General features: G+C 71.3%; 23 protein-coding genes. 14 read left to right on the plus strand and 9 right to left on the minus strand.

Features of this window, described 5'->3' with window-relative positions; translation table 11 throughout:
• Window positions 1–6: 6 nt before the first annotated feature.
• The 3 genes from BM109_RS09880 to BM109_RS09890 form a co-directional block, all read right to left on the minus strand.
• Window positions 7–1,188, minus strand: a complete 1,182-nt coding sequence (locus tag BM109_RS09880) for a YeeE/YedE thiosulfate transporter family protein (protein WP_177239303.1) — start codon at window positions 1,186–1,188, stop codon at window positions 7–9.
• Between the two features lie 106 nt (window positions 1,189–1,294).
• The gene (locus BM109_RS09885) at window positions 1,295–2,245 is read right to left on the minus strand and encodes a sulfurtransferase (RefSeq protein ID WP_093342532.1); all 951 of its coding nucleotides are present in this window, start codon (window positions 2,243–2,245) and stop codon (window positions 1,295–1,297) included.
• Between the two features lie 120 nt (window positions 2,246–2,365).
• A complete protein-coding gene (locus tag BM109_RS09890; protein ID WP_093343419.1) occupies window positions 2,366–3,043 on the minus strand; it encodes a TetR/AcrR family transcriptional regulator in 678 nt (225 codons plus the stop codon).
• A gap of 148 nt (window positions 3,044–3,191) precedes the next feature.
• On the opposite strand from BM109_RS09890, the gene BM109_RS09895 reads away from it, so the two are divergent.
• From BM109_RS09895 to BM109_RS09935, 9 genes are all read left to right on the plus strand, one after another.
• The gene (locus tag BM109_RS09895) at window positions 3,192–3,830 is read left to right on the plus strand and encodes an SRPBCC family protein (protein WP_093342534.1); all 639 of its coding nucleotides are present in this window, start codon (window positions 3,192–3,194) and stop codon (window positions 3,828–3,830) included.
• Window positions 3,831–3,846: 16 nt separating this feature from the next.
• Complete coding sequence (locus BM109_RS09900; protein WP_093342535.1) at window positions 3,847–4,716, plus strand: FAD binding domain-containing protein; 870 nt, start codon at window positions 3,847–3,849, stop codon at window positions 4,714–4,716.
• Entirely contained in the window at window positions 4,716–5,249 is a 534-nt protein-coding gene (locus BM109_RS09905) for a (2Fe-2S)-binding protein (protein ID WP_093342536.1), read from the plus strand. The genes BM109_RS09900 and BM109_RS09905 overlap by 1 nt, the downstream gene beginning before the upstream one ends.
• Window positions 5,246–7,633 (plus strand): xanthine dehydrogenase family protein molybdopterin-binding subunit, encoded by a 2,388-nt coding sequence (locus BM109_RS09910; protein ID WP_093342537.1) that lies wholly within the window; start codon window positions 5,246–5,248, stop codon window positions 7,631–7,633. Before BM109_RS09905 ends, BM109_RS09910 begins: the two co-directional genes overlap by 4 nt.
• Before the next feature lie 74 nt (window positions 7,634–7,707).
• Window positions 7,708–8,952 carry an ABC transporter substrate-binding protein gene (locus BM109_RS09915; RefSeq protein ID WP_093342538.1) on the plus strand — a complete coding sequence of 415 codons (1,245 nt, stop codon included), beginning with the start codon at window positions 7,708–7,710 and terminating at the stop codon, window positions 8,950–8,952.
• 10 nt (window positions 8,953–8,962) lie between these two features.
• Window positions 8,963–9,835 carry a branched-chain amino acid ABC transporter permease gene (locus BM109_RS09920; RefSeq protein ID WP_057594262.1) on the plus strand — a complete coding sequence of 291 codons (873 nt, stop codon included), beginning with the start codon at window positions 8,963–8,965 and terminating at the stop codon, window positions 9,833–9,835.
• Window positions 9,836–9,869: 34 nt separating this feature from the next.
• Entirely contained in the window at window positions 9,870–10,886 is a 1,017-nt protein-coding gene (locus BM109_RS09925) for a branched-chain amino acid ABC transporter permease (protein ID WP_093342540.1), read from the plus strand.
• Complete coding sequence (locus BM109_RS09930) at window positions 10,883–11,650, plus strand: ABC transporter ATP-binding protein (RefSeq protein ID WP_093342541.1); 768 nt, start codon at window positions 10,883–10,885, stop codon at window positions 11,648–11,650. The genes BM109_RS09925 and BM109_RS09930 overlap by 4 nt, the downstream gene beginning before the upstream one ends.
• Complete coding sequence (locus BM109_RS09935) at window positions 11,647–12,372, plus strand: ABC transporter ATP-binding protein (protein ID WP_256222476.1); 726 nt, start codon at window positions 11,647–11,649, stop codon at window positions 12,370–12,372. Before BM109_RS09930 ends, BM109_RS09935 begins: the two co-directional genes overlap by 4 nt.
• Before the next feature lie 17 nt (window positions 12,373–12,389).
• On the opposite strand, the gene BM109_RS09940 is transcribed toward BM109_RS09935, so the two are convergent.
• On the minus strand, window positions 12,390–13,244 hold the full coding sequence (locus tag BM109_RS09940; RefSeq protein WP_057594263.1) for a fumarylacetoacetate hydrolase family protein: 855 nt from the start codon (window positions 13,242–13,244) through the stop codon (window positions 12,390–12,392).
• 46 nt (window positions 13,245–13,290) lie between these two features.
• Window positions 13,291–14,301: a VOC family protein gene (locus tag BM109_RS09945; protein WP_093342542.1), complete on the minus strand. Its 1,011-nt coding sequence runs from the start codon at window positions 14,299–14,301 to the stop codon at window positions 13,291–13,293.
• 133 nt (window positions 14,302–14,434) lie between these two features.
• Between BM109_RS09945 and BM109_RS09950 the strand changes: the two genes are divergently transcribed.
• Both BM109_RS09950 and BM109_RS09955 read left to right on the plus strand, forming a co-directional pair.
• Window positions 14,435–15,139 carry a GntR family transcriptional regulator gene (locus tag BM109_RS09950; RefSeq protein WP_093342544.1) on the plus strand — a complete coding sequence of 235 codons (705 nt, stop codon included), beginning with the start codon at window positions 14,435–14,437 and terminating at the stop codon, window positions 15,137–15,139.
• A gap of 124 nt (window positions 15,140–15,263) precedes the next feature.
• Entirely contained in the window at window positions 15,264–15,830 is a 567-nt protein-coding gene (locus tag BM109_RS09955; RefSeq protein ID WP_093342545.1) for a DUF4865 family protein, read from the plus strand.
• Window positions 15,831–15,932: 102 nt separating this feature from the next.
• Here the strand turns inward: BM109_RS09955 and BM109_RS09960 are convergent, their stop codons facing one another.
• A complete protein-coding gene (locus BM109_RS09960; protein ID WP_093342547.1) occupies window positions 15,933–16,796 on the minus strand; it encodes a LysR family transcriptional regulator in 864 nt (287 codons plus the stop codon).
• A 135-nt stretch (window positions 16,797–16,931) separates the two neighbouring features.
• On the opposite strand from BM109_RS09960, the gene BM109_RS09965 reads away from it, so the two are divergent.
• On the plus strand, window positions 16,932–18,083 hold the full coding sequence (locus tag BM109_RS09965; RefSeq protein WP_256222477.1) for a DSD1 family PLP-dependent enzyme: 1,152 nt from the start codon (window positions 16,932–16,934) through the stop codon (window positions 18,081–18,083).
• 25 nt (window positions 18,084–18,108) lie between these two features.
• On the opposite strand, the gene BM109_RS09970 is transcribed toward BM109_RS09965, so the two are convergent.
• Complete coding sequence (locus BM109_RS09970) at window positions 18,109–18,423, minus strand: hypothetical protein (RefSeq protein WP_093342549.1); 315 nt, start codon at window positions 18,421–18,423, stop codon at window positions 18,109–18,111.
• A gap of 420 nt (window positions 18,424–18,843) precedes the next feature.
• Complete coding sequence (locus BM109_RS09975; protein ID WP_093342551.1) at window positions 18,844–19,671, minus strand: crotonase/enoyl-CoA hydratase family protein; 828 nt, start codon at window positions 19,669–19,671, stop codon at window positions 18,844–18,846.
• Between the two features lie 96 nt (window positions 19,672–19,767).
• Here BM109_RS09975 and BM109_RS09980 point away from each other — a divergent pair, with 96 nt between their 5' ends.
• Together BM109_RS09980 and BM109_RS09985 are read left to right on the plus strand one after the other, a co-directional pair.
• Window positions 19,768–21,639 (plus strand): PhoX family protein, encoded by a 1,872-nt coding sequence (locus BM109_RS09980; RefSeq protein WP_093342553.1) that lies wholly within the window; start codon window positions 19,768–19,770, stop codon window positions 21,637–21,639.
• 11 nt (window positions 21,640–21,650) lie between these two features.
• Entirely contained in the window at window positions 21,651–22,040 is a 390-nt protein-coding gene (locus BM109_RS09985) for a DUF488 domain-containing protein (protein WP_093342554.1), read from the plus strand.
• Here BM109_RS09985 and BM109_RS09990 read toward each other — a convergent pair whose 3' ends face one another.
• On the minus strand, window positions 22,041–22,649 hold the full coding sequence (locus BM109_RS09990) for a glutathione S-transferase (protein ID WP_093342556.1): 609 nt from the start codon (window positions 22,647–22,649) through the stop codon (window positions 22,041–22,043). It lies immediately after the preceding gene.
• Window positions 22,650–22,676 lie beyond the last annotated feature (27 nt).

Genomic DNA, 22,676 nt, shown 5'->3' on the forward strand with positions numbered 1-22,676 from the left:
TGCCGCTCAGGTACCCAGTCGCAGCTTGAGCCCGGCCCAGACCGCCAGCAGCACGGCCGCGCCGAAGACCCAGCCCGAGAGGGCGCCGGCCATGGTGCCCGACAGCAGGTTGCCGACGGTGCAGCCCAGGCCGGTCATCGCGCCCCAGCCGAGCAGCAGGCCGCCGCCGAGCCCGCGCGCGACCTGCGCCGGCCGCGGCCACACGGGCCTGAACTGCCCGCTCGCGAGCGCGGCCGCGAAGGCGCCGGCGACGAGGCCACCGACCAGCAGCGCATTCGGCGTCTGCCACAGGCTCTGCGCCACGGCCGTGACGCAGCCCGCGAAGCCGTCGAGGCCCTCGAGCCGCTGCGGCAGCAGGCCCTGCCCTTCGCCGGCCGCGCGCGCCGCGCTGCCGAGCGCGGCCGTCACGCCCAGCGGCCGCAGCCGCAGCACCACGATCACGGCGATGGCGCCCACCGCGAGGCCGCCCCAGACGTAGGGCCAGCGCCCCTGCAGCAGCGCGCGCAGCGCGGCGCCGAAGCTCGCGGGCACCGCGGCGTTCCGCGCGGGCGGCAGACGTCGCCACAGCAGCGCGCTCGCGAGCGCGAGCACCGCGAGCTGCAGCGCCGCCGAGCCCGCATAGCCGAGGTGATGCGGCAGCCAGGGCACGGGCGCGGTGGCGATGGTCGCGCTGTAGAGCGGGTTCCAGGTATTGAAGCCGAGCACGAAGCCCAGTGCCGCGCCCGCGAGCGCGAAGGGCGCGGTGGGCGAGCCCTCGCCGAGCCGGTACCAGTGCGCGCTGATGCACGAGCCAGACACCACCATGCCCGCACCGAAGGCCAGGCCCGCGAGCACCAGTGCCCAGCTCACCGGGCCGATGTGGGCATCGGGGGGCAGCCGGCCCGGCTGCGGCACCGGCAGCCAGCCGCTCATCACCACGTGCATGCCGAGCGTGCCCACCGCGAGCGCCGCGACGATCGCGAGCAGGCCGCGCGCGTCGCCGCGCTCGAAGTAGTCGCGCGCATGGCAATAGAAGCAGAAGCGCGAGCGCTGCAGCACGATGCCGAGCACCGCGCCGATGCCCAGCGCGAAGGCCAGCGCGCGGCCGCCGCTGCGCTCGCCGAGCAGGTGCACGCCGGCCGCGAGCAGCACCAGCACGACCGAGGCCACGGCCAGCGCGGGCCAGCGCGCCGCGCCCGTGCCATCCAAAAAAAACGAGCCCGAAGGCTCGCCCAATGCCGTCCGCGCTTCCGGCGGACGGCCACCCAACTCCTGGTGACTCACGCACCCTCCTCGTTCTTCTTCTCTCCTCGATTCACTTCGACGCCCAGACGGTGCCGCTCGGGTTGTTCACCGGCACGCCGACCGCGTTGCCGTACTCGGTCCACGAGCCGTCGTAGTTGCGCACGTTCTTGTAGCCGAGGATGCGGTGCAGCGCGAACCAGGTGTGGCTCGAGCGCTCGCCGATGCGGCAGTAGGTGATGACCGGCTTGCTGCCGTCGATGCCCGCGGCGGCATAGAGCGCCTTCAGCTCGGCCGGCGACTTGAAGGTGCCGTCCTCGTTGACCGCGCGGCCCCAGGGCACGTTGGCCGCGCCGGGGATGTGGCCCGCGCGCACCGCGAGTTCGGCCGCGCCCGGCGGCGCGAAGATCTTGCCGCTGTATTCGTCGGCCGAGCGGATGTCGACCAGGCGCGTGTCCGACTTGCCGTCGGCCACCGCCACCACGTCGGTCAGGCGCGCGCGCAGCGCCGGGTCGGGCCGGCTCGCCTTGAAGGCGGTGGCGGCGTACTCGGGCGTGCGGTTCTCGAGCGTGCGGTTCTCGGCCTCCCACTTCTTGCGGCCGCCGTCGAGCAGCTTGACGTTGTTCAATCCGTACTGCTCGAACACCCAGGCGCCCCAGGCCGCGAACCAGTTGTTGTTGTCGCCGTACAGCACGATGGTGGTGTCCTTGTCGACGCCCGCGGCCGACAGCAGCTTCTCGAACTGGGCCTGGCTCACGATGTCGCGGCGCACGCGGTCGTTGAGGTCGTTGTGCCACGAGAAGTTGACCGCGCCGGGGATGTGGCCGCGCTCGTAGAGGCCGGGGTTCACGCTGACCTCGATCACGCGCACCTTGGCGTTCCGGAGGTTCTTCTCGAGCCATTCGGTCGACACCAGCGCCTCGCCGGCTTCGGCCGTGGATTGGGCGACGGCCACGGGGGCGCTCGCGATGAAGGTCAGCGTGGCAAGGGAGGCGGCTCGCCACCAGCGGCTCAGGATCGACATGCGTAACTCCTTGTGAAAAGTGCAGGCCGCACTTTAGGGAGTCGCCGCGCGCTCACCAACGAAGCGTTTGCGATATGGCTATGACCAATGCATCTGAAAGCGGCTGCCGCTTCGGCGCGATCAGGCCGAGGGCTTCGCGCCCTTGCGGCCGAACACCTCGGGCGCCACCAGCATGAAGGCGCGCACGCGGTCGGCCAGCACCGCGTCGAGGTCCTCGGGCATGGCCTCGGCGTAGATCCAGCGCCGCACGCCGATGTAGAAGATCCCGCCGTGCATGCCCCACATCAGCTCGCGCTCGCGCTCGGTGGGCTTGGCGCGCCCCGCGAGGCCGAGCTCGTGGCGCATCTCGCGCCAGATGTGCGGGAACAGCCGTTCCTTGAGCAATTCCATGTACTGCCCCGGCACGTAGCCGTCGGACAGCCCCGAGAACACCAGGATGCGCACCCACTCCTTGGTGAGGATCGCGCGCGCATAGGCGCCGTAGAAGCGCACCAGCCGCGCCTCGAGCGGCGTGGAACGGTCGGACAGCCACGCCTCCCACTCCTGCTGCCAGCGCTCGAGGTAGACCTCCTCGTACACGCGCTCGATCAGCGCGCGCTTGTTCGGGAAGTAGTGATAGAGCAGCGGATGCGTGATGCCGATCTGCTGCGCCAGCTCGCGCGTCTGGCCGTCGAGGCCGCGCTCCGAGAAAAAGGCGATCGCGCCGTCGAGGATCTGGCGCTCGCGGTCCTCGGTCGAGAGCCGCTGGCGCGCGGGCTTGACGGCCACGTTCTTCGGGTCTTCGGATGCGTCTTTCATGAAACGGCTGTTGTCTTCGGTGTTGTCGTTGGAGGGTCGCAATTTACCTCATGGTAAGTACCAATGATCTTATTGACCAATCGTTAAATACTCCACCCCATGCGAACGGCACCGGCTCCCGGTGCGCCACCGAAGAAAGAGACGACGGATGGAACTGCAAGGCGAACAGTGGATTCCCGCGGGCCGCGAGACGGTCTGGCGCGCCCTCGACGATCCCGAGCTGCTGGCGCGCTGCGTACCCGGCTGCGAGGAGATCCGCCGGCTCGGTGAGAACGAGATGGAGGCGCGGCTGCTCGCCAAGATCGGCCCGGTGCGCGCGCATTTCAGCGGCCGCATCCGCCGGCTCGACGTGGTCGAGCCGCAGAGCTGCCGCATCGCCTTCGAGGGCAGCGGCGGCGCGGCCGGCATGGCCAAGGGCGAATCGCGTGTCACGCTCGCCACCGAGGGCAACGGCACGCGGCTGACCTACACGGTCGAGGCGGCCGTCGGCGGCAAGCTCGGGCAGATCGGCGGCCGGCTCGTGAATGCCTCGGCACGCAAGATGGCCGACGAGTTCTTTCTCGCGCTCAACGAGCAGCTCGCGCCCAAGCCCGCGGCGCAGGTGCTCGAAGCCGCGGCGGACAGGCCCGAGGCACGGCGCGAAACCGCCTCCGCGCCGGCGGCACTGATGGCACCTCGCGCCGCCGCCGCATCGGCCGGCTTCGGCCCCTGGTCCGGCGAACTGCAGCGCCTGCTGTGGCTCGCGATCGGCAGCGGCATCGGCTGGCTCGCGAGCCGCGCGTTCTGAGCCAGGAAAGCCCGCGATGAAAGCCCCCGCCTTCTCCTACCTGCGCGCGCAGAGCCTGGCCCAGACCTCGGCCCTGCTGCGCGAGCACGGCGACGCGGCCCGCGTGCTGGCCGGCGGCCAGACCCTGCTGGCCACGCTCAACATGCGGCTGTCGAAGCCGCAACTGCTGATCGACATCGCCGCCCTGCCCGAGCTGCGCGGCATCGAACTGCGCGGCGACTTCCTGCGCATCGGCGCGCTGGTGCGGCACGTCGACATCGAATGCTCGGAACTGATCGCGCAGCGGCTGCCGCTGCTGTCCCAGGCCGCGCCGCACGTGGCGCATGCGGCGATCCGCAACCGCGGCACGCTCGGCGGCTCGATCGCCTTCGCCGATCCCGCGGCCGAATGGCCGGCCTGCGCGCTCGCGGCCGATGCGGAGCTGATCGTGAGCGACGGCCAGCGCGAGCGCCGCGTGATGGCCGGCGACTTCTTCATCGACCTCTACCAGACCGACCTGCGCGCGCACGAGGTGCTGGTGGCGCTCGAGTTCCCGCTGCCGGGCCCGGCGCGCCGCTTCGCCTTCGCCGAACTCGCGCGGCGCCATGGCGACTACGCCATCGTGGGCATCGCGCTGGCCGCCGACGTGCACGCGGGCCGGCTGTCCGACCTGCGCATCGCCTTCTTCGGCATGGGCAACACGCCGATGCGCGCGCTCGGCGCCGAGACCCGGCTGGCCGGCACCCAGGCCGACGAAAGCACGCTCGAGGCCGCCGTGCTGAGCCTCGACGAGGACATGCAGCCCGACGCCGACCTGCACAGCAGCGCCGCGGCCAAGCGCCACCTGGCCGGCGTGCTGTTGCGGCGCGCGGTCGAGCGCGTGCTGCAACCGGAGACCGCCCAGTGATGGACACCACCGACACCCACGACCTCCAGCTCGCGGTGCGCATCGAGGTCAACGGCGAGGTGCACGCCTGCCGCGTGGAGCCGCGCCAGCACCTGGTCGACTGGCTGCGCGACGAGCTCGGCCTCAAGGGCACGCGCGTGGGCTGCGAGCACGGCGTGTGCGGCGCCTGCACGGTGCTGATCGACGGCGAGATCGCGCGCGGCTGCCTGGTGCTCGCGGTGCAGGCCGACGGCCGGCACATCGAGACCATCGAGGGCCTGTCCGACGCCGGCACGCTCGCCGACCTGCAGCGCAGCTTCTCGGCGCGCAATGCCGCGCAGTGCGGCGCCTGCACCTCGGGCATGCTGCTGACCGCGCATGCGCTGCTCGAACGCACGCCCTGCCCGAGCCGCGAAACGATCCGCGAACAGATCTCGGGCAACTACTGCCGCTGCACGGGCTACCACGCGATCGTCGACGCGATCGCGCTGGCCGGGCAGGAACGGCAGGCACGCTGCGGCGGCTGTACCGGCGCCGCGGGGAGCGCGGCATGAACGACCTCACCCTCCCCGCGCCGGTGCGCGAGATCGAGGCGCAGCGCTACATCGGACAGTCGGTCGAGCGGCCCAACATGCAGCGGCTCACGCAGGGCCGCGCGAACTACGTCGACGACCTCGAGCTGCCGCGCATGCTGCACGTGGTCTACCTGCGCAGCCCGCATGCGCATGCGCGCATCGTGCGCATCGATGCCGAGGCGGCGCGCCGCATGCCGGGCATCGCGGCCATCGTCGACGGCCGCCAGCTCGCGGCGGTCTGCGCGCCCTGGGTCGGCACGCTCAAGCACCTGGCGGGCATGCGCTCGCCGCCGCAGCATGCGCTGGCGATCGAGCGCGCCACCTGGCAGGGCGAGGCGGTGCTCGCCATCCTCGGCCGCACCCGCGCGCTGGCCGAGGACGCGCTCGACGCGGTCCAGGTCGAATGGGAGCCGCTGCCCGCGGCGGTGCACATGGACACCGCGCTCGATGCCGCCACGCCGGTGATCCATCCCGAGCTCGGCAGCAACCTGTGCTTCCACCGCGAGATCGACACCGGCGGCGTGGAGGCGGTGTTCGAGGGCGCCGACGTGGTGGTCGAGGACGAGTTCCGCTTCGGCCGCCACACCGGCGTGACGCTGGAACCGCGCGCCGTGCTGGCCGACTTCACGCCCACCGGCCGGCGCCTCGTGGTGCACCACTCGCACCAGGCGCCGCACATGATGGCCGACCTCTATGCGCGCCAGCTCGGCCTGCAGGAGGCCGACGTGCGCGTGGTCTGCCGCGACGTCGGCGGTTCCTTCGGCATCAAGGTGCATGCCTATGCCGACGACTTCGCGACGGTGGCGCTGTCGGTGTTGCTGGGGCGGCCCGTCAAGTTCGTCGCCGACCGGCTCGAGTCCTTCGTCACCGACGTGCATGCGCGCGAGCACCGCGTGAAGGCACGGCTCGCGCTGGCGCGCGACGGCCGCATGCTGGCGTTCCAGATCGACGACCTCACGGGCATCGGCCCGTTCTCGATGTTCCCGCGCACCAGCGCGATCGAGGGCAACCAGGTCATCAACATCACGGGTGGCCCCTACAAGCACGCGCACTACAAGGCCACGCTCGATGTCGCCTTCCTCAACAAGGTGCAGACCAGCCAGTACCGCGGCGTCGGCCATCCGATCGCCTGCACCGTGACCGAGGGGCTGGTCGATCTCGCCGCGGCGAAGCTGGGCATCGACCCGCTCGAACTGCGGCGCCGCAACGTGATGGAGGACGGCAGCTATCCGCGCCAGGGTGCCTCGGGCATCCTGCTCGAGGGGCTGTCGCACCAGGCCTGCCTGGACCGCATCGAGACGCTGATGGACTACGGCGCGCTGCGCCGCGAGCAGGCCGCGCTGCGCGAGCGCGGCGTGCACCGCGGCATCGGCCTGGCGGCGCTGATCGAGCTGACCAATCCCGGCCCGGCCTTCTACGGCGTGGGCGGCGCGCGCATCGCGGCGCAGGACGGCGCGACCGTGCGGCTCGACCCCACCGGCGTGGTGCACTGCGCCACCGGCGTGGGCGAACAGGGCCAGGGCACCGAGACCATCTTCGCGCAGATCGTGGCCGACACGCTGGGCCTGCCGATGGCCTCGGTGCGCGTGCTGACCGGCGACACCGCGGCCACGCCCTACGGCGGCGGCACCTGGGCCTCGCGCGGCGCGGGCATCGGCGGCGAGGCCGTGCTGCTCGCGAGCCGCGACCTGCGCCGCCACATCCTGGCGCTGGCGGCCGCGCACCTCAAGCGGCCGGCCGAGGGCCTGACGATCGCGCACGGCGAGGTGCGCTGCCTGGCCACCGGCGACACGCTGTCCGACCTGGCCGAGCTCGGCCGGCTCGCGCACTTCCGCCCCGACCTGCTGCCCGCGGGCTTCCAGCCCGAGCTGGTGGTCACGCGCCACTATGCGCAACGCGACTATCCCTTCGTCTTCACCAACGGCGTGCAGGCCTCGTACGTCGAGGTCGACGTCGACACCGGCTTCGTGCGGCTGCTGCGCCACTGGGTGGTGGAGGACTGCGGGCGCGTGCTCAACCCGATGCTGGTCGACGAGCAGATCCGCGGCGCCGTGGTGCAGGGCATCGGCGGCGTGCTCTACGAGGAATGCCTCTACGATGACCACGGCCTGATGCGCAACGGCAGCATGGCCGACTACCTGGTGCCGATGGCCTTCGAGATGCCCGACATCGAGGTGGCCCACATCGAGACGCCCACGCGCACCTCGCAGCTCGGCGCCAAGGGCGCGGGCGAAGCCGGCACGGCGGGTGCGCCGGCCGCCGTGCTCAACGCGATCAACGACGCGCTGCGGCCCTTCGGCGCCCACGTGTCGGAACAGCCCGTGACCCCCGAGAAAGTGCTGCGCGCCCTCGGACGCATCTGATCCCCGGCCGCGCGGGCGCCCCCGGGCCCGCGCCTTCATCGCTTGCATTGACCCGAACGACAAGGAGACACGCCATGACCTCGCCCCTCGACCTTCCCTCCCCCTCGCTGCGCCGGCGCACCGTGCTGCAGGCCGCCGGCGGCGCCCTGCTGGCCTCGGGCGCCGCGCTGCCGCTGCGCGCGCTGGCGCAGAACGAACCGTTCCGCGTCGGCCTGCCGATTCCGCTGACCGGCCCCTTCGCGGCCGAGGCGCGCGCGGTGCAGCAAGGCGCCGAACTCGCGGTCAAGGAATTCAACGCGGCCGGCGGCCGGCGCGCCGAGCTGCTGGTGCGCGACGACAAGCTCAACCCGCAGGAGGCCGTCACGCGCACGGTCGAGCTGATCGAGAAGGACCGCGCGCACTTCATCGTGGGCTCGGTGTCGGCGGCGGTGCAGCTGTCGGTCAACAACGCCACCAGGCAGCGCAAGATCATCTACAACTCGGTGAGCCAATCCGATTCGATCAACGAGGCCAAGGACTTCAGCAAGGACACCTTCCACGAGTGCCTGAACCCGCACATGACCGCGGGCGCGGTGGCGCGCTACGCCTTCCCGAAGATGGGCAAGCGCGTGGTGTTCCTCACGGCCGACTACGCCTACGGCCACGAGATGTCGCGCGGCTTCCTCGCGGCCGGCAAGGCCTTCGGCATCGAGGTGCTGGCCGACATCCGCCATCCGCTGGGCCAGACCGACTTCTCGAGCTACTTCCCGCGCATCCTCGCGCTCAAGCCCGACGTGCTGGTGGTCTGCAACTTCGGCCGCGACCAGTCGATCGCCTTCCGCCAGGCCGGCGACTTCGGCGTCAAGCAGAAGTCGAAGATCATCGCGCCGCTCTTGATGCACTCGGGCCGGATGGTCGACGGCCACGAGGTGTATGCCGACATCATCGGCGGCACCGGCTACTACTGGGGCATGGAGGAGAGCACGCCCTCGGCGCGCGCCTTCAACACGGCGTTTCGCGCGGCCAACGGCGGCACCGCGCCGACCGACTACGCGGGCCTGGGCTATGCGGGCGTGCGCAACCTGCTGGCCGCGGCCAGGCAGGCCAACAGCACCGACAGCGATCGCGTGGCCGAGGCGCTGCAGGCCCTCAGGAGCGACGCCTACAAGGGGCCGACCTATTACCGCGCCTGCGACCACCAGTCGGTGCAGTCGGTGCTGATCGTGGAGTCGAAGCCCGCCGCGCAGGCCAAGGGCAAGGACGACATCTTCCGCATCGTCGCCACCGAGGCACCCGACGAGGCGCGCATGCGCAGCTGCGCCGAGCTGGGCCACGCCTGAGAGCCTCGCCGTGGAACTCTCCGTCTCCCTGCTGCTCCAGCAGCTCTTCGTGGGCCTGGCGCTCGGTGCCATCTACGTGCTGGTGGCCGTCGGCCTGTCGCTCATCTTCGGGCTGCTGGGCGTGGTCAACTTCGCGCACGGCGCCTTCTACATGCTGGGCGCCTACGTGGCGGTCTACGCCTACGGCCTCACCGGCAGCTTCTGGTGGTGCCTGCTGCTGGTGCCGCTCGCGGTCGGCCTGCTGGGGCTGGTGGCCGAGCGCTGGCTGATCCGGCCGCTGTACGGCCGCGGCGTGGACTACCCGCTGCTGCTGACCTTCGGGCTGGCCTACGTGCTGGTCGACGGCGTGCGCATGGTCTGGGGCGTGCAGGGCGAGGCCTTCGCCACGCCCGAGGCGCTGCGCGGCGCGGTCGACCTGGGCTTCGGCGTGTTCCCGCTCTACCGGCTGTTCCTGCTCGGCCTGTGCGCGGCACTGCTGCTGGCGCTGTGGCTGTTCATCGAGAAGACGCGCCTGGGCCTGGTGATCCGCGCCGGTGCGCGCGACCCGCTGGTGCTCAAGGTGCTGGGCATCGACGTGGGCCGCGTGTGGCTCCTGATCTTCGGCCTCGGCACCGCGCTCGCGGGCCTGGCCGGGCTGCTGGCGGCGCCGCTGCGCGGGGTGAATCCCGAGATGGGCGGCTCGGTGCTGATCGAGGCCTTCGTGGTCACGGTGATCGGCGGCATGGGTTCGCTGGTCGGCGCCATCGTGGCCGGCCTGCTGGTGGGCGTGGTGGTGGCGATGACCACGCTGTTCCAGCCCGAGCTCGCCGAACTCGCCATCTTCGCGCTGATGGCCGCGGTGCTGATCCTGCGGCCCAACGGGCTGTTCGGCGCGCGCGACTGAAGGCGCGCCCTTCGCTTCCAACGCTTTCCAGACCATGTCCACCACCACTTCCTCCTCCCCGCCCCCGCTGCGCGCGCCGCGCGCCGAAGCCGCCGCGGCCCCGGGCGCGCGACGGCTGCGCGAGGCGGCCACGCGCCACCGCGTGCCGCTGAGCATCGCGGTGCTCGCGCTGTTCCCGCTGGTCGTTCCGTTCCACGCGATGGCGATCAACATCCTGCTGTTCGGCCTGTTCGCCGCGGGCTACAACCTGACCTTCGGCTACACCGGCAAGCTGTCGTTCGGCCACGCGGCCTTCTACGGCAGCGGTGCCTACGCCTGCGGCATCCTGATCGCCAGCCACGGCCTGCCCTGGCCGCTGGCCGTGGCGGCGGGCATCGCGCTCGGCGGGCTGGTGGCGCTGGCCATCGGCGCGCTCGCGATCCGCACGCGCGGCATCTACTTCGCGATGGTCACGCTGTCGCTCGCGCAGTGCGTGTACTTCGCGGCCTTCCACGCGACCTCGCTGACCGGCGGGGACAACGGCCTGCGCGGCGTGAACGTGCCCACGCTGCGCCTCGGCGGCTGGCAGGTCGACCTGCTGCAGCCGCTGAACCGCTACTACTTCATGCTCTGCTTCGTGGCGCTGGCCGTGTGGCTGCTGTCGCGCATCCTGCAGTCGCCGTTCGGCGCGGTGCTCGAGGCGGTGCGCGAGAACGAGCAGCGCGCCCGCGCCTCGGGCTTCGACGTGGAGCGCGCCAAGCTGCTGTCGTTCGTGATCTCGGGCCTGTTCTGCGGGCTGGCCGGCGCGCTGACGGCGATCAACCTCGCCACCGTGGGCATCGACACCCTGTCGTACCACACCTCGGGCCAGGTGATGATGGTCACGCTGCTCGGCGGCATGGGCACCTTCTTCGGGCCCTTCGTGGGCGCCGGCGTGTTCCTCGCGATGGAGCATGCGCTGACGGCCGTGACCGAGCGCTGGCAGCTGATCGTCGGGGTGATCTTCATCGCGCTGGTGCTGTTCTTCCCGAAGGGCATCTGGGGCACGCTGCTCGCGAGGATGGAACGATGACGACCACGCATCGGGACGCCATCCTCGAGACGCGCGGCCTCACCAAGCGCTTCGGCCAGTTCACCGCCAACGAGGACATCGGCGTGAGCTTCCCGCGCGGGCAACTCACCGCGATCATCGGTCCCAACGGCGCGGGCAAGTCGACCTTCTTCAACATGGTCTCGGGCGCCTTCGCGCCGAGCGCGGGCGAGATCCGCTTCGACGGCCGCGACATCACCGGGCTGGCCCAGCACCGCTTCGCGCACCTGGGGATCGCCAAGTCGTTCCAGGTGACCAACCTGTTCCCCGACCTCACGGTGCTGGAGAATGTGCGCGTGGCGGTGCAGGCGCTCGACAGCGGCTTCGACTGCTGGCGCCCGCGCGCCGCGCGCCGCGACTGGATCGAGAAGGCCGAGCGGCTGCTCGAGCGGGTGCAGCTGCAGGACAAGCGCGGCTTTCGCGCCGAGCGGCTCTCGCACGGCGAGCAGCGCGCGCTCGAGATCGCGGTGGCGCTGGCGAGCGACCCGAAGCTGCTGTTGCTCGACGAGCCCACGGCCGGCATGAGCCCCGAGGAGACGCGCTCGGTGATGGACCTGATCCTCGCGCTGGTGGCCGAACGCACGGTGGCGCTGGTGGAGCACAAGATGAAACTGATCATGGGCGTGAGCGACCGCATCGTGGTGCTGCACCAGGGCCGCCTGCTGGCCCAGGGCAGCCCCGCGGAGATCCGCGCCAACGAGGACGTGCAGCGCGTCTACCTCGGCCACGGAGGGCAACACCGATGACCCCAACGCAACCGCCGCTGCTCGCGGTGCAGAAGCTCGAGGCCTGGTACGGCCGCAGCCACATCCTGCAGGGCATCGACCTCGAGGTGCACGCGGGCGAGATCGTCTGCCTGATCGGGCGCAACGGCGCGGGCAAGACCACGATCATGCGCAGCATCATGGGCCTGATGGGCCGCACGCGCGGCAGCGTGCTGTTCGACGGCGTGTCGCTGCTGGGCCTGCCGCCGCACCGGCGCTTCCACCAGGGGCTGGCCTACGTGTTCGAGGAACGCCGCATCGTGCCCGGGCTCACGGTGCTCGAGAACCTGCGCCTGGGCATCCTGGCCTCGGGCCGGCGCGCGCGCGAGCAGGAACTGATCGACGAGGTGGCGCAGACCTTTCCGCGCCTCAAGGAGCGGCTCGCGCAGGTGGCGGTCACGATGTCGGGCGGCGAGCAGCAGATGCTGGCGATCGCGCGCGCGATGGTGGCGCACCCCAAGCTGGTGATGCTCGACGAGCCCAGCGAGGGGATCATGCCGGTGCTGGTGGACGAGATGTTCGCGCTGTTCGCGGCCTGGAAGCGCGCCGGCAAGACGCTGCTGCTGGTGGAGCAGAACGTCGAGCTGGCGCTGTCGATCGCGGACCGCGCCTACATCGTCGACCAGGGCTGCATCGCGCACCACGCGGGCGCGGCCGAGCTGCTGGCCGACCGCGAGATCCAGGAGCGCTACTGCTCGGTGTAGCGCGCCCGGACCCCGGCTCAGGCGCCGTCGACCACCGGGTTCGACAGCAGGCCCACGCCCTCGATCTCGACCTCGCAGACGTCGCCGGCCTTCATGAAGACCTGCGGCTTGCGCGCCAGGCCCACGCCCGAGGGCGTGCCCGCGATGATGATGTCGCCGGGCTGCAGCGCGAAGGGCTCGGAGCACACCGACACCAGCGTCGCCACGTCGAAGATCATGTCGCGCGTGTTGGCGTCCTGCAGCACCTGGCCGTTGAGCCGGGTCTGCAGCTTCAGGCCGGCGGCACCCGCGGGCAGCTCGTCGGCGGTCACGAACTCGGGGCCGAACGAGCCCGAGCGGTCGAAGTTCTTGCCCATCATCCATTGCGCCGACTTGAACTGGTAGTCGCGGATCGAGCCGTCGTTGAACACCGAGTAGCCGGCCACGTGGTCGAGCGCCTGGTCCTTGGCGATGTAGCGGCCGGCCTTGCCGATCACGATGACCAGCTCGCCCTCGTAGTCGAACTGGGTCGAGACGTGCGGGCGCTCGAGCGCCTTGCCGTGGCCCACCCACGAGGAGGCGAAGCGGTGGAACAGCACCGGGTAGGTCGGCGGGTCGAACTTGCTCTCGGCCGCATGGTCGATGTAGTTGAGGCCGACCGCGATCGCCTTGGCGGGCGACTGCACGGGCGGCAGCCAGTCGAGGCCGGCCAGCGGCAGCCGGCTGCGCGCGCTCTCGCCGGCGCGGCGCGCGGCGGCCAGGCCCTCGGGGCCGGCGCGCAGCAGCTCGTCGAGCGTGGCGGGCAGGCCTTCGGCGCTGAGGTTCACGACTTCGTCGCCAAGACGAAGACCGAGGGCGGGCTTGCCGCTGCTTTGAAAGGCCAGGAGGCGCATGGGAGTTCCTTGTGGTGGGTGAAAGAGGAAGAGAAACGCGAAAGGATCAGGCGGCGGGATCGGCGGCCGGCGGCGCGGGCTCGATCTCGAAGTTGGTGACGAAGTCCTCGGGCACGCGCGGTCCCCAGGCATAGAAGGAGTCTTCGGGCGGATGGTCGGCGGCGGGCCAGTCGAAGTCGCCGGGCACGAAGTCGATGTCGTACGAATACTCGGAGTAGCTGCCCCAGGGGTCGCGCACGTAGTGGAAGTAGTTCGAGCCCAGCACGTGGCGTCCCACGCCCCAGCCGCGCACATGGCCGGCGGCCAGCATCTGCTCCATGCCGCGGCCGACCTCGTCGATGTCGGCCACGTCCCAGCTCAGGTGGTGCAGGCCGGGCCCGCCCGACTTGGCCATCGCGACGAGGTGATGGTCGCTGCCGTGCACGCCGTGCATGAACACGATCAGGTCGCCCGAACGGTCGGAGACGCGCAGGCCCAGCGCCTCCTCGAAGAAGCGCACCGCCTCGGGCACCTTCGCGCTGAACAGCAGCACGTGCGAGAGCCGGCGCGGGTGCACCTTCGGGATGCGCGCGCGGTTGAGCGACGCGCCCACGCCCGGCGGCGGACGCGGCGCGAGCACCCGTTCGCCCGCGGCCTCGGGCGAGCTCTTGGCGGCCACCACGACCTGCACCGGGAAGCCATCGGGATGCAGCAGCCAGAGACCGGCCTCGCCGCCCTGCCCCGCGCTCAGCGGATGGGCCTCGCAGCGTGGCAGGCCCAGCTGCTGCGCGCGCGCGGCGATGGCGTCGAAGTCCTCCGCGAAGCAGCCGAAGCGCAGGTACTGCAGCTTCTTCGGACGGCCCGGCGCTTCGTAGAGCGAACCCCAGGCCTGCGGATGGCCGACGGTGTGGAGGTCGAGCCGGTCGCCATCGCGCCGCGGCGCCAGGCCGAAGGCGGCATAGAAGCGCTCGGCCTCGGCGAGGTCGGGCACGGTGAACACGAAGCGGTCGAGCGAATGCACGGCCTGCAGCGCGGCGCGCGGCGGGTTCTTGACGGTGCGAAGCGAGGAAGCGGTCATGGCGGCTTGTCTCCGGTGGACGGGTGGATCCGTGGTTTCTTATTCGAAGAATATATTATTTATTGAATCATAGATTTAAAAGCCTGCCAAGTATGATCTGGGCCGAAGCAACGCCACGGCGCGAAAGGACGCGATGAACGAGAAGACCAAGGGCATGAGCCAGACCCGGCTGGTGTTCACCCACCTGCGCGCCGCGATCGTCGGTGGCCGCCTGCTGCCCGACGCCAAGCTCAACATCGCCGCGCTGGCCGAGGAGCTCGACGTGAGCGCGGGCGCGGTGCGCGAGGGGCTGGCGATGCTCGAGGCCGAGTCGCTGGTGGTGTCGGAGCCCGCGCGCGGTTTCCGGGTCAGCCCCATCTCCGAGCCCGAGCTCGAGGACCTGGTGCAGGCGCGCATCGAGATCGAGAAGCTCTGCCTGGCCGAGGCGATCCGCCATGGCGGCCTCGAATGGGAAGGCCGCGTGGTGTCGGCGCACCACCGGCTGTCGCGGCTGGCCGAGCTGCAGCACGAGCTGCCGCAGACTTTGCTCAGCGAGGACTGGACCGCCGCCCATGCCGAGTTCCACCATGCGCTGGTGAGCGGCTGCCCCAACGGCTGGCTGCTGCGCATGCACCTGATGCTCTACCAGCAGAGCGAGCGCTATCGGCAGCTGTCGGCGCCGCTGGGCGGCGACCGGCGCGACGTGCGCGGCGAACACCAGGCGCTGGTCGACGCGGTGCTCAGCAAGGACGTGCAGGCCGCGCAGGCGCTGATCACGGAGCATCTGCAGACCACGGGACGCCTGCTGGTCGAGGGCCTGCGCGCGCAGGCGCCGAAGGCGGCGAAGCGCCGCGCCTGACTACGCGGCAACGACGCGGCGATTGCGCCGCCACATCACAGCTATATCGCGCGGCCTCTTCAACCGGCGCGCCCGGCATCGCAAGCTCGCTGCATCTTCAACAAAGCATGCAAGGAGCGACACGATGTTCGCGATGCAGTACTCGCACCGGCTGCCGGCCGGGCACGACATGGAAGCCATCCGCCGCCGCGCGGCGCAGCGCGGTCCGCTGTGGGACCACACCGAAGGCCTGGTGTTCAAGGCCTTCGTCGCGCAGGAACGCGGCCGGCACCGTGCCGTCGGCCACCTCTACGCCTCGGTCTACCTGTGGCGCGAGCCGGCGGCAGCGGCTTCGTTCCTGATGGGCGAGCGCTTCCAGAACGTGATCGACAGCTTCGGCCGGCCGCGCGTGGAGAGCTGGCTGCCGCTCGATGCGCGCGCCGGCGCGGCGCGCACCGAACGCGCGGCCTGGCTGCGGCGCAGCGAGCACGCGCTCGATGCCGATGCCGATCGCGCGGCGGTGTTCGCCGCGCAGGCCCGCGAGCCAGAGACAGGCGTGGTCGCGACCTGGAGCGCGCTCGACCTCACCGCCTGGCGGATCGTGCGCTTCACGCTGCTGACGGACGCGCCCGAGGCGCCCGATGTGGGCGATGGCGATGCGATCTACGAAGTGCTGCACCTCGCGAAGCCGGGCCTGGAGACGCTGCCATGAGCACCGCCTTCGACCTGCTCGCGGGCCATCTGCTGGCCGTGCTCTCGAGCGCCGCCGTGCTGGCGATGGCCACCGCCGTGGCGGCCATCGCCCTGCGCGCGCTCAGCGCGTGAGGCCGCCGGCCGTCGCGCGCATCGCGTCCGACAGCGACTTCAGGGCGCGCCGCGCCCGCACATCGGACACGCCCGCGTGCAGCACCACGTCGCGCGCGGGCAGCGGCGGCAGGCCCAGCACCGGGCCGACCTCGATCGTGCCGGCCGGCGCCACGCGGCGCCCGAGCGCGGCCACCGCGAGTCCGGCCGAGACGGCCGCGCCCACCGTGAGGATGCCGCCGCCCACGAACACCTCGGACCAGGGCACGCCGCCCTGCGCCAGCGCCGTGATGGCCATCTGCCGCACGCTGCAGGGCTCGGCCTGCGTCGCCAGCGGCAGCGGCTCGCCCGAGCGGTACACGAAGTCGGGCGCGGCCATCCAGCCGAAGGGCTCCTCGAACAGCACCTCGCCGTCGAGCCGGCGGCTGTCGTGGCGCAGCACCAGCACGGCATCGAGCGTGCCGCGGTCGAAGGCCTCGAGCAGTTCGCGCGAGGTGGAGATGCGCACCTCCATCACCACGCCGGGCTCGGCCTGCTTCACGCGGCGCAGCAGCAGCGGCAGCTCGGCGCCGACGATGTGGTGGCTCAGGCCCACCACCAGCCTGCGGCGCGGCGCCGCGAAGGCATCGAGCGCGCCGCTGTGCGCGGCCAGCAGGTTGCGTGCAAAGGGCAGGAAGGCATCGCCCTCGGCCGACAGCCGCACGCGGCGCGGCGTGCGCTCGAGCAGCCGGCGGCCCAGGCCGTCCTCGAGCCGCTTGATGCGCAGGCTCACGGCCGACTGGGTGCCGTCGAGCGCCTCGGCCGCGCGCGTGAAGCTGCGCAGGTCGGCCACCAGCACGAAGGCCTGCACGGCCTCGATGTCGAGCGCCTTCATGGCGCGCGCCCGTCGAAGGCTGGGGGATCGGTGGGGACGATGGAAGGCGCGCTCATTTCGATGCGATCATTTCACAAGGCATTCGCCCGCGTGTTCCGGCGCGGCACATCGACCCTCCACAGAAAGAGACATCCCGTGTCCCTCGAAACCCACTCCCCCGTCAATGCGCCGCTGATCGGCGTGCCCGGCGGCCGCCAGCAGCTCGACACTCCGGCGCTGCTGATCGACCTGAGCGCGATGACGCGCAACATCGAGCGCATGGCCGCCTTCGCGCGCTCGCGCGGCGTGGGCCTGCGGCCGCACGTGAAGACGCACAAGTCGGTGGCGATCGCGCGCATGCAGGTCGCGGCCGGCGCCATCGGCGTGAGCTGCGTGACGGTGGGCGAGGCCGAAGTGATGGTCGCGGGCGGCATCCCGGGCGTGCTGCTGACCTCGCCCGCGGTCACGCCGAGCAAGATCGCGCGCGTGCTCAAGCTCGCGCGCCAGGCCGGCCCCGGCGGGCTGATGGTGGTGATCGACGATCCGCGCAATGCCGCCGAGCTCGCGCGCGCGGCCGCCGCCCTGCCCCATCCGCTCGACGTGCTGGTCGACTACGGCGCGGGCTACAACCGCACAGGCGCCGCCACCGAGGCCCAGGTGCTGGCGCTGGCGGAGACGATCGCGGCCGAACCGCGGCTGCGGCTGCGCGGACTCCAGGCCTATGCGGGCAACCTGCAGCACATCGTGGAGCGCGAACACCGCAGCGCCTCGGCCGCGGGCCTGCGCAAAACGGTGGCACGGATCGTGGCCGCGGCCGGGCGCCAGGGCATCCGCTTCGAGATCGTGACCGGCGCCGGCACCGGCACCCACGACCTCGATGCGCAGGGCGACGGCTTCACCGAGCTGCAGGCCGGCTCGTACGTGTTCATGGACGCCGAGTACGCGCAGGTGCTGGCCGGCAATGCGCCCGGCCAGGAGTTCGAGGTCTCGCTGTTCGTGCAGACCGCGGTGGTCAGCACGCAGGCGGCCGACTGGGTGACGGTGGACGGCGGCAGCAAGTGCTTCGCCACCGACAGCGGCGTGCCGCTGGTGGCGCGCGGCGCCGGCACGGGCAGCCGCTATGCCTTCTTCGGCGACGAGCACGGCAAGCTGCTGGTGCCGGCCGACGAGCGCCCGGCGCTGGGCGCGCGTGTCGAGTTCGTGACGCCGCACTGCGACCCGACGGTGAACCTGCACGACGTCTACCACGTGGTCGAGGACGACACGCTGGTCGCCATCTGGCCGGTGGACGCGCGCGGGAAGCGCTGAAGAAGAAGAAGAGGAAGACGGCCGCTCAGACGCGCGGCAGCGCGGCCAGGTAGGTCGACACCACGATCGCGGCCGCGCGGTCGAGCTGCAGGATGTCGGCCACGTCGAAGGCATGCGGCGCGGTGCGGCCGGTGGCGCCCAGCGGCTTGCGAATCTCGACCAGCACCTCGGCCGCGAGCTCGCGATCGCTGCGCGGACGCCCGTCGGCATGCATCACCCAGGCATCGACGTCGTCCATCGCGATGGTGCGGAACACCCCCACGATCGGGACGTACTTGTAGCGATCCTCGCCCACCAGGATGGGGACGTTGAGGTTGCAGAAAAACGTGGTCGTCGACATGCAGGATCGCTGCCGTGGCAAGGCTTCTTAATAATTGATAAGTGTGATGCGAAGGATTTCCCATGACGGCAGAGTTCACGGCATCCAGCCGTGACCTTCTGCACACAAACCGTCCCAAACAGCCCCGTCGCATGCAAAACGAATACTTACATTTTACATGTTCGTAAATCTTTGTGTCGCAAAGGCGTCCATTTGTTACTTAATTCATTCGTAAAGATGTGACGCATGCACGTTTCATGACCTTGTCATCACGCGCCGGGACGCGCCGGCGCGACCGCGCCGCCACGGTGCGGCCTCGTCACGTACCTGCAATGGCGATGCTGCTGTGCGCGCGGAAGGGCTCGACGGCAGCCGCGGGCGTGCGGGGCCGCGCGCCGCGCGAAGCGGACGTGCGCTGTCGGCGCCTGGGCCCGGCGCCGCTCAGTCGGGCGCGGTGAAACGCGGCGCGCGCCGCTCGATGTTGGCGCGCACGGCCTCGACCTGGTTCGGGCTGCCGATCAGCGCCTGCTGCTCCACCGACTCGGCGATCAAGAGCTCGGCCGCGCTGTGTGCCAGCGAGGCATTGAGCAGCCGCTTGCCGGCGCGGATCGCATCGGGGCTCTTGCCAGCGATCTCGTGCGCCATCGCGAGCGCCTCGGCCAGCGGATCGGCCGAAAGGCGCGTGGCGAAACCGAGCTGCAGCGCCTCCTCGCCCGAGAACACGCGGCCGGTGTAGGTCAGCTCGCGCACCACGTCGCTGCGCGCCAGCTCGCGCATCAGCACCATGCCGCCCATGTCGGGCACCAGGCCCCACTTGATCTCCATCACCGACAGCCTGGTGTCGGGCGCGACGATGCGGATGTCCGCGCCCAGCGCCACCTGCAGGCCGCCGCCGAAGGCCACGCCGTGCACCGCGGCGATCACCGGCACCGGCACCTCGCGCCACACCATCGCGACCTGCTGCGCGGCATTGGCCAGGCCGTGCGTGCGTGCCACCAGCCCGGCGCCGCCGGCCGACTGGCCCAGCACCTCGCCGGCCGCGCCCTGCTCCATGCGCTGGAACGAGGCCATGTCCAGCCCCGCGCAGAAGGCCTTGCCGCGCCCGGCGATCACCACCGCGCGCACCGTGGCGTCCGCGCGCAGCGCTTCGCCGGCGGCGATCAGCGCATCGAACATCGCGGGATCGAGCGCGTTCATCTTGTCGGCGCGGTCCAGCTGCAGTTCCACCACGCCGTCGGGGTGGCGGATCGTTTCGATGCGTTCGGTCATGCGGTGTGTCTCCTGGGGTCGTTGGCAAAGTATCGCGCGCCGCGGTGCTCGGCGATGATGGCGGCTGTCGCCGACCCAACACCCGCACCGCCGTCCATGTCCCTCGACCGCCGCCGCTTCCTGCAATCGGGCACCGCCGCCGTGGTGGCGCTGCTGGCCCAGCATCCTGCCGGGGCCACCGAGCCCACGGTGTCCGGTGAGGCTGGCGAAGCTCTGGGCTTCACGGCCGTGCCGGCCTCGCTGCGCGACGCGGTCGTGGTGCCGCCCGAGTACGAATGGCAGCTGCTCTACCCCTGGGGCACGCCCACCGGCATCGCGGGCCAGCCGATGCCCGCCTTCGCGCCCGACGGCGGCAACAGCGCGGCCGACCAGGCGCTGCAGGCCGGCATGCACCACGACGGCATGCATTTCTTTCCCCTCGCCACGCCCGGGCGCGCGCTGCTCGTGATGAACCACGAGTACACCGACGAACAGTTGCTGCATGCCGATGGCGCGAAGGAATGGAATGCGCAGAAGGTGCGCAAGTCGCTGCATGCGATGGGCGTGTCGGTGATCGAGATCGCGCGCACGCCCGAGGGCGGCTGGCGCCAGGTACTGCCCTCGCCCTATGCCCGCCGCGTGCATGGCAACACGCCGATGCGCATCGCCGGCCCGGCCGCGGGTTCGCCGCGCCTGCGCACCGCGCTCGATCCTGCCGGCACCGAGGTGCTCGGCACCTTCGCCAACTGCGCGATGGGCGTCACGCCCTGGGGCACCTACCTCACCTGCGAGGAGAACTTCCACGGCTACTTCGGCGGCCCGAAGGAGGCGGCCAAGGAGGCTACGCCCGCGCAGCGCCGCTACGGCACGGTGGCGGGCTCGCAATGGGTCGAGTACTGGCGCTTCGACGAACGCTTCGACCTGAGCCGCCATCCCAACGAGCCGCACCGCTTCGGCTGGGTGGTCGAGATCGACCCCTTCGATCCCGCCGCGAAGCCCGTCAAGCGCACCGCGCTGGGCCGCAAGCGCCAGGAGAGCGCGACCTGCACCGTGACCAGGGACGGCCGCGTGGCGGTCTACATGGGCGACGACGCGCGCTTCGAATACATCTACAAGTACCTGAGCACCGACCGCATCGCGCCCGCCGGCGAGGGCTCGCGCGCGGCGGCCAATGCGCGGCTGCTCGACGAAGGCACGCTGTACGTCGCGCGCTTCGACGCCGACGGCCGCGGCCGCTGGATCGAGCTGGTGCACGGCCGCCACGGGCTCGACGCCGCGGCCGGCTTCGCCGACCAGGCCGAGGTGCTGGTCCATGCGCGGCTCGCGGCCGACGCGGTGGGTGGCACGAAGATGGACCGCCCCGAGTGGATCGCGATCAGCCCCGGCGGCGAGGTCTACGTCACGCTCACCAACAACAGCCAGCGCGGCGACCTCGGCAAGCCCGGCCCCGATGCCGCGAACCCGCGCGCAGACAACCTGTTCGGCGGCATCCTGCGCTGGCGCGAGGACGACGGCGACGCGGCGAGCCCGGGCTTCGCCTGGGAGCATTTCGTGCTCGCGGGCGACACCGCGCAGCCCGGCAGCGGCGCGCGCTACCCGAGCGCCGATGCCGACCTGTTCGGCAGCCCCGACGGCCTGCACTTCGACAGCGGTGGCCTGCTGTGGATCCAGACCGACATGAGCGGCCAGTTGATCGGCAAGCCGCCCTACACCGCCCTGGGCAACAACCAGATGCTGGTGGCCGACCCGGCCACGGGCCGCATCAAGCGCTTCCTGACCGGACCCAGCGGCTGCGAGATCACGGGCTGCGTGGTCGCGCCCGACCGCCGCGCGCTGTTCGTCAACGTCCAGCATCCGGGCGAGTCGCGCGACGACGGCAGCGCCACCCACAACAGCGCCTGGCCCGACGGCACCGCACCGGGCAGCGCGCGGCCGCGCTCGGCCACGTTGGTGATCCGGCGGCGCGACGGCGGCATCGTCGGTACCTAGAGGAGACCCCCATGAGCATCCGCATCGTTCGACTCGGCACGCCGCGCAGCCCCGGCGAAGGCCTGCGCGTGGGCACCGTGCGGCGCCCGCCGCGCGGCGTGCCCAAGAGCGAATTCGCGTCGCAGGACTGGTACGACGTCTGGTACCCGAACCTCGCGCCCTCGACCGAGACCATGAAGCTGGGCCAGGCCGCGCAGACGCCGGCCGAGTGGAATGTGTTCATGCGCAAGTACAAGGCCGAGATGGCCGAGGCCGACGCGAGCCGCAGCCTCGACCTGCTCGCGGCGCTCTCGCACCAGACCGCGCTGGCCGTGGGCTGCTACTGCGAGGACGAGTCGCGCTGCCACCGCTCGCTGCTGCGCGGCCTGCTGGCCGAGCGCGGCGCCGACATCGCGGCCTGATCAGACCTGCGGCAGCGCCGCGAACACCGGCAGGTCCTCGGCGCGCGCGGCATGGGCCGCCAGTGCCGGGCAACGCGCGGGCGCCACCAGCTCGGGCAGCATCAGTTGCGTGAACGACCAGGCCACGGCCGCCGAGACGGCGTCCTGCGTCAGCGCCGCTTCTTCGACGGTCCATGGCGCCACCGCCACCTCGCGCTCGAGTTCGTCATAGGCCGCCAGCAATTGCCCCAGCACCCGGTCCACCCAGGGCTGGTGCAGCTTCTCGGCCGGCCGGAGGTTGCGCTCGTAGACGATCTGCACCGTCTTCTCGCAAGCCGCGAGCGCGAGCCCCGTGAGACGCAGCGCGCGCAGCCGCGCCGCCGCCTCGGCCGGCCACAGGCTGCGGCCGGCGAGGAACTCCGCGTGCTCGACGATCAAGGTCGAATCCATCAGCACCGCGCCGTCGTCGAGCACCAGCGTCGGCGCCTTGACCACCGGGTTGATCGCGCGGAACTGCTCGAAGGTGCGGAACACCGAGAGCGAGCGGTGTTCGAAGGGAATGCCCAGCAGCCGCAGCGAGACGGCGGTGCGGCGCACATAGGGCGAGTCGAGCATGCCGACGAGTTGCATCGAAGGTTCCTCCTTGGGTCTTGAACG

The sequence above is a fragment of the Variovorax sp. PDC80 genome (genome assembly GCF_900115375.1).
Lineage (GTDB): Bacteria > Pseudomonadota > Gammaproteobacteria > Burkholderiales > Burkholderiaceae_C > Variovorax.

What these genes read in the sequence shown, in the direction of transcription:
- BM109_RS09885 (WP_093342532.1), bottom strand. Translation starts at nt 2,245, where the DNA reads ATGTCGATCCTGAGCCGCTGGTGGCGAGCCGCCTCCCTTGCCACGCTG.
- BM109_RS09890 (WP_093343419.1), bottom strand. Translation starts at nt 3,043, where the DNA reads ATGAAAGACGCATCCGAAGACCCGAAGAACGTGGCCGTCAAGCCCGCG.
- BM109_RS09895 (WP_093342534.1), top strand. Translation starts at nt 3,192, where the DNA reads ATGGAACTGCAAGGCGAACAGTGGATTCCCGCGGGCCGCGAGACGGTC.
- BM109_RS09900 (WP_093342535.1), top strand. Translation starts at nt 3,847, where the DNA reads ATGAAAGCCCCCGCCTTCTCCTACCTGCGCGCGCAGAGCCTGGCCCAG.
- BM109_RS09905 (WP_093342536.1), top strand. Translation starts at nt 4,716, where the DNA reads ATGGACACCACCGACACCCACGACCTCCAGCTCGCGGTGCGCATCGAG.
- BM109_RS09910 (WP_093342537.1), top strand. Translation starts at nt 5,246, where the DNA reads ATGAACGACCTCACCCTCCCCGCGCCGGTGCGCGAGATCGAGGCGCAG.
- BM109_RS09915 (WP_093342538.1), top strand. Translation starts at nt 7,708, where the DNA reads ATGACCTCGCCCCTCGACCTTCCCTCCCCCTCGCTGCGCCGGCGCACC.
- BM109_RS09925 (WP_093342540.1), top strand. Translation starts at nt 9,870, where the DNA reads ATGTCCACCACCACTTCCTCCTCCCCGCCCCCGCTGCGCGCGCCGCGC.
- BM109_RS09930 (WP_093342541.1), top strand. Translation starts at nt 10,883, where the DNA reads ATGACGACCACGCATCGGGACGCCATCCTCGAGACGCGCGGCCTCACC.
- BM109_RS09935 (WP_256222476.1), top strand. Translation starts at nt 11,647, where the DNA reads ATGACCCCAACGCAACCGCCGCTGCTCGCGGTGCAGAAGCTCGAGGCC.
- BM109_RS09940 (WP_057594263.1), bottom strand. Translation starts at nt 13,244, where the DNA reads ATGCGCCTCCTGGCCTTTCAAAGCAGCGGCAAGCCCGCCCTCGGTCTT.
- BM109_RS09945 (WP_093342542.1), bottom strand. Translation starts at nt 14,301, where the DNA reads ATGACCGCTTCCTCGCTTCGCACCGTCAAGAACCCGCCGCGCGCCGCG.
- BM109_RS09950 (WP_093342544.1), top strand. Translation starts at nt 14,435, where the DNA reads ATGAACGAGAAGACCAAGGGCATGAGCCAGACCCGGCTGGTGTTCACC.
- BM109_RS09955 (WP_093342545.1), top strand. Translation starts at nt 15,264, where the DNA reads ATGTTCGCGATGCAGTACTCGCACCGGCTGCCGGCCGGGCACGACATG.
- BM109_RS09960 (WP_093342547.1), bottom strand. Translation starts at nt 16,796, where the DNA reads ATGAAGGCGCTCGACATCGAGGCCGTGCAGGCCTTCGTGCTGGTGGCC.
- BM109_RS09970 (WP_093342549.1), bottom strand. Translation starts at nt 18,423, where the DNA reads ATGTCGACGACCACGTTTTTCTGCAACCTCAACGTCCCCATCCTGGTG.
- BM109_RS09975 (WP_093342551.1), bottom strand. Translation starts at nt 19,671, where the DNA reads ATGACCGAACGCATCGAAACGATCCGCCACCCCGACGGCGTGGTGGAA.
- BM109_RS09980 (WP_093342553.1), top strand. Translation starts at nt 19,768, where the DNA reads ATGTCCCTCGACCGCCGCCGCTTCCTGCAATCGGGCACCGCCGCCGTG.
- BM109_RS09985 (WP_093342554.1), top strand. Translation starts at nt 21,651, where the DNA reads ATGAGCATCCGCATCGTTCGACTCGGCACGCCGCGCAGCCCCGGCGAA.
- BM109_RS09990 (WP_093342556.1), bottom strand. Translation starts at nt 22,649, where the DNA reads ATGCAACTCGTCGGCATGCTCGACTCGCCCTATGTGCGCCGCACCGCC.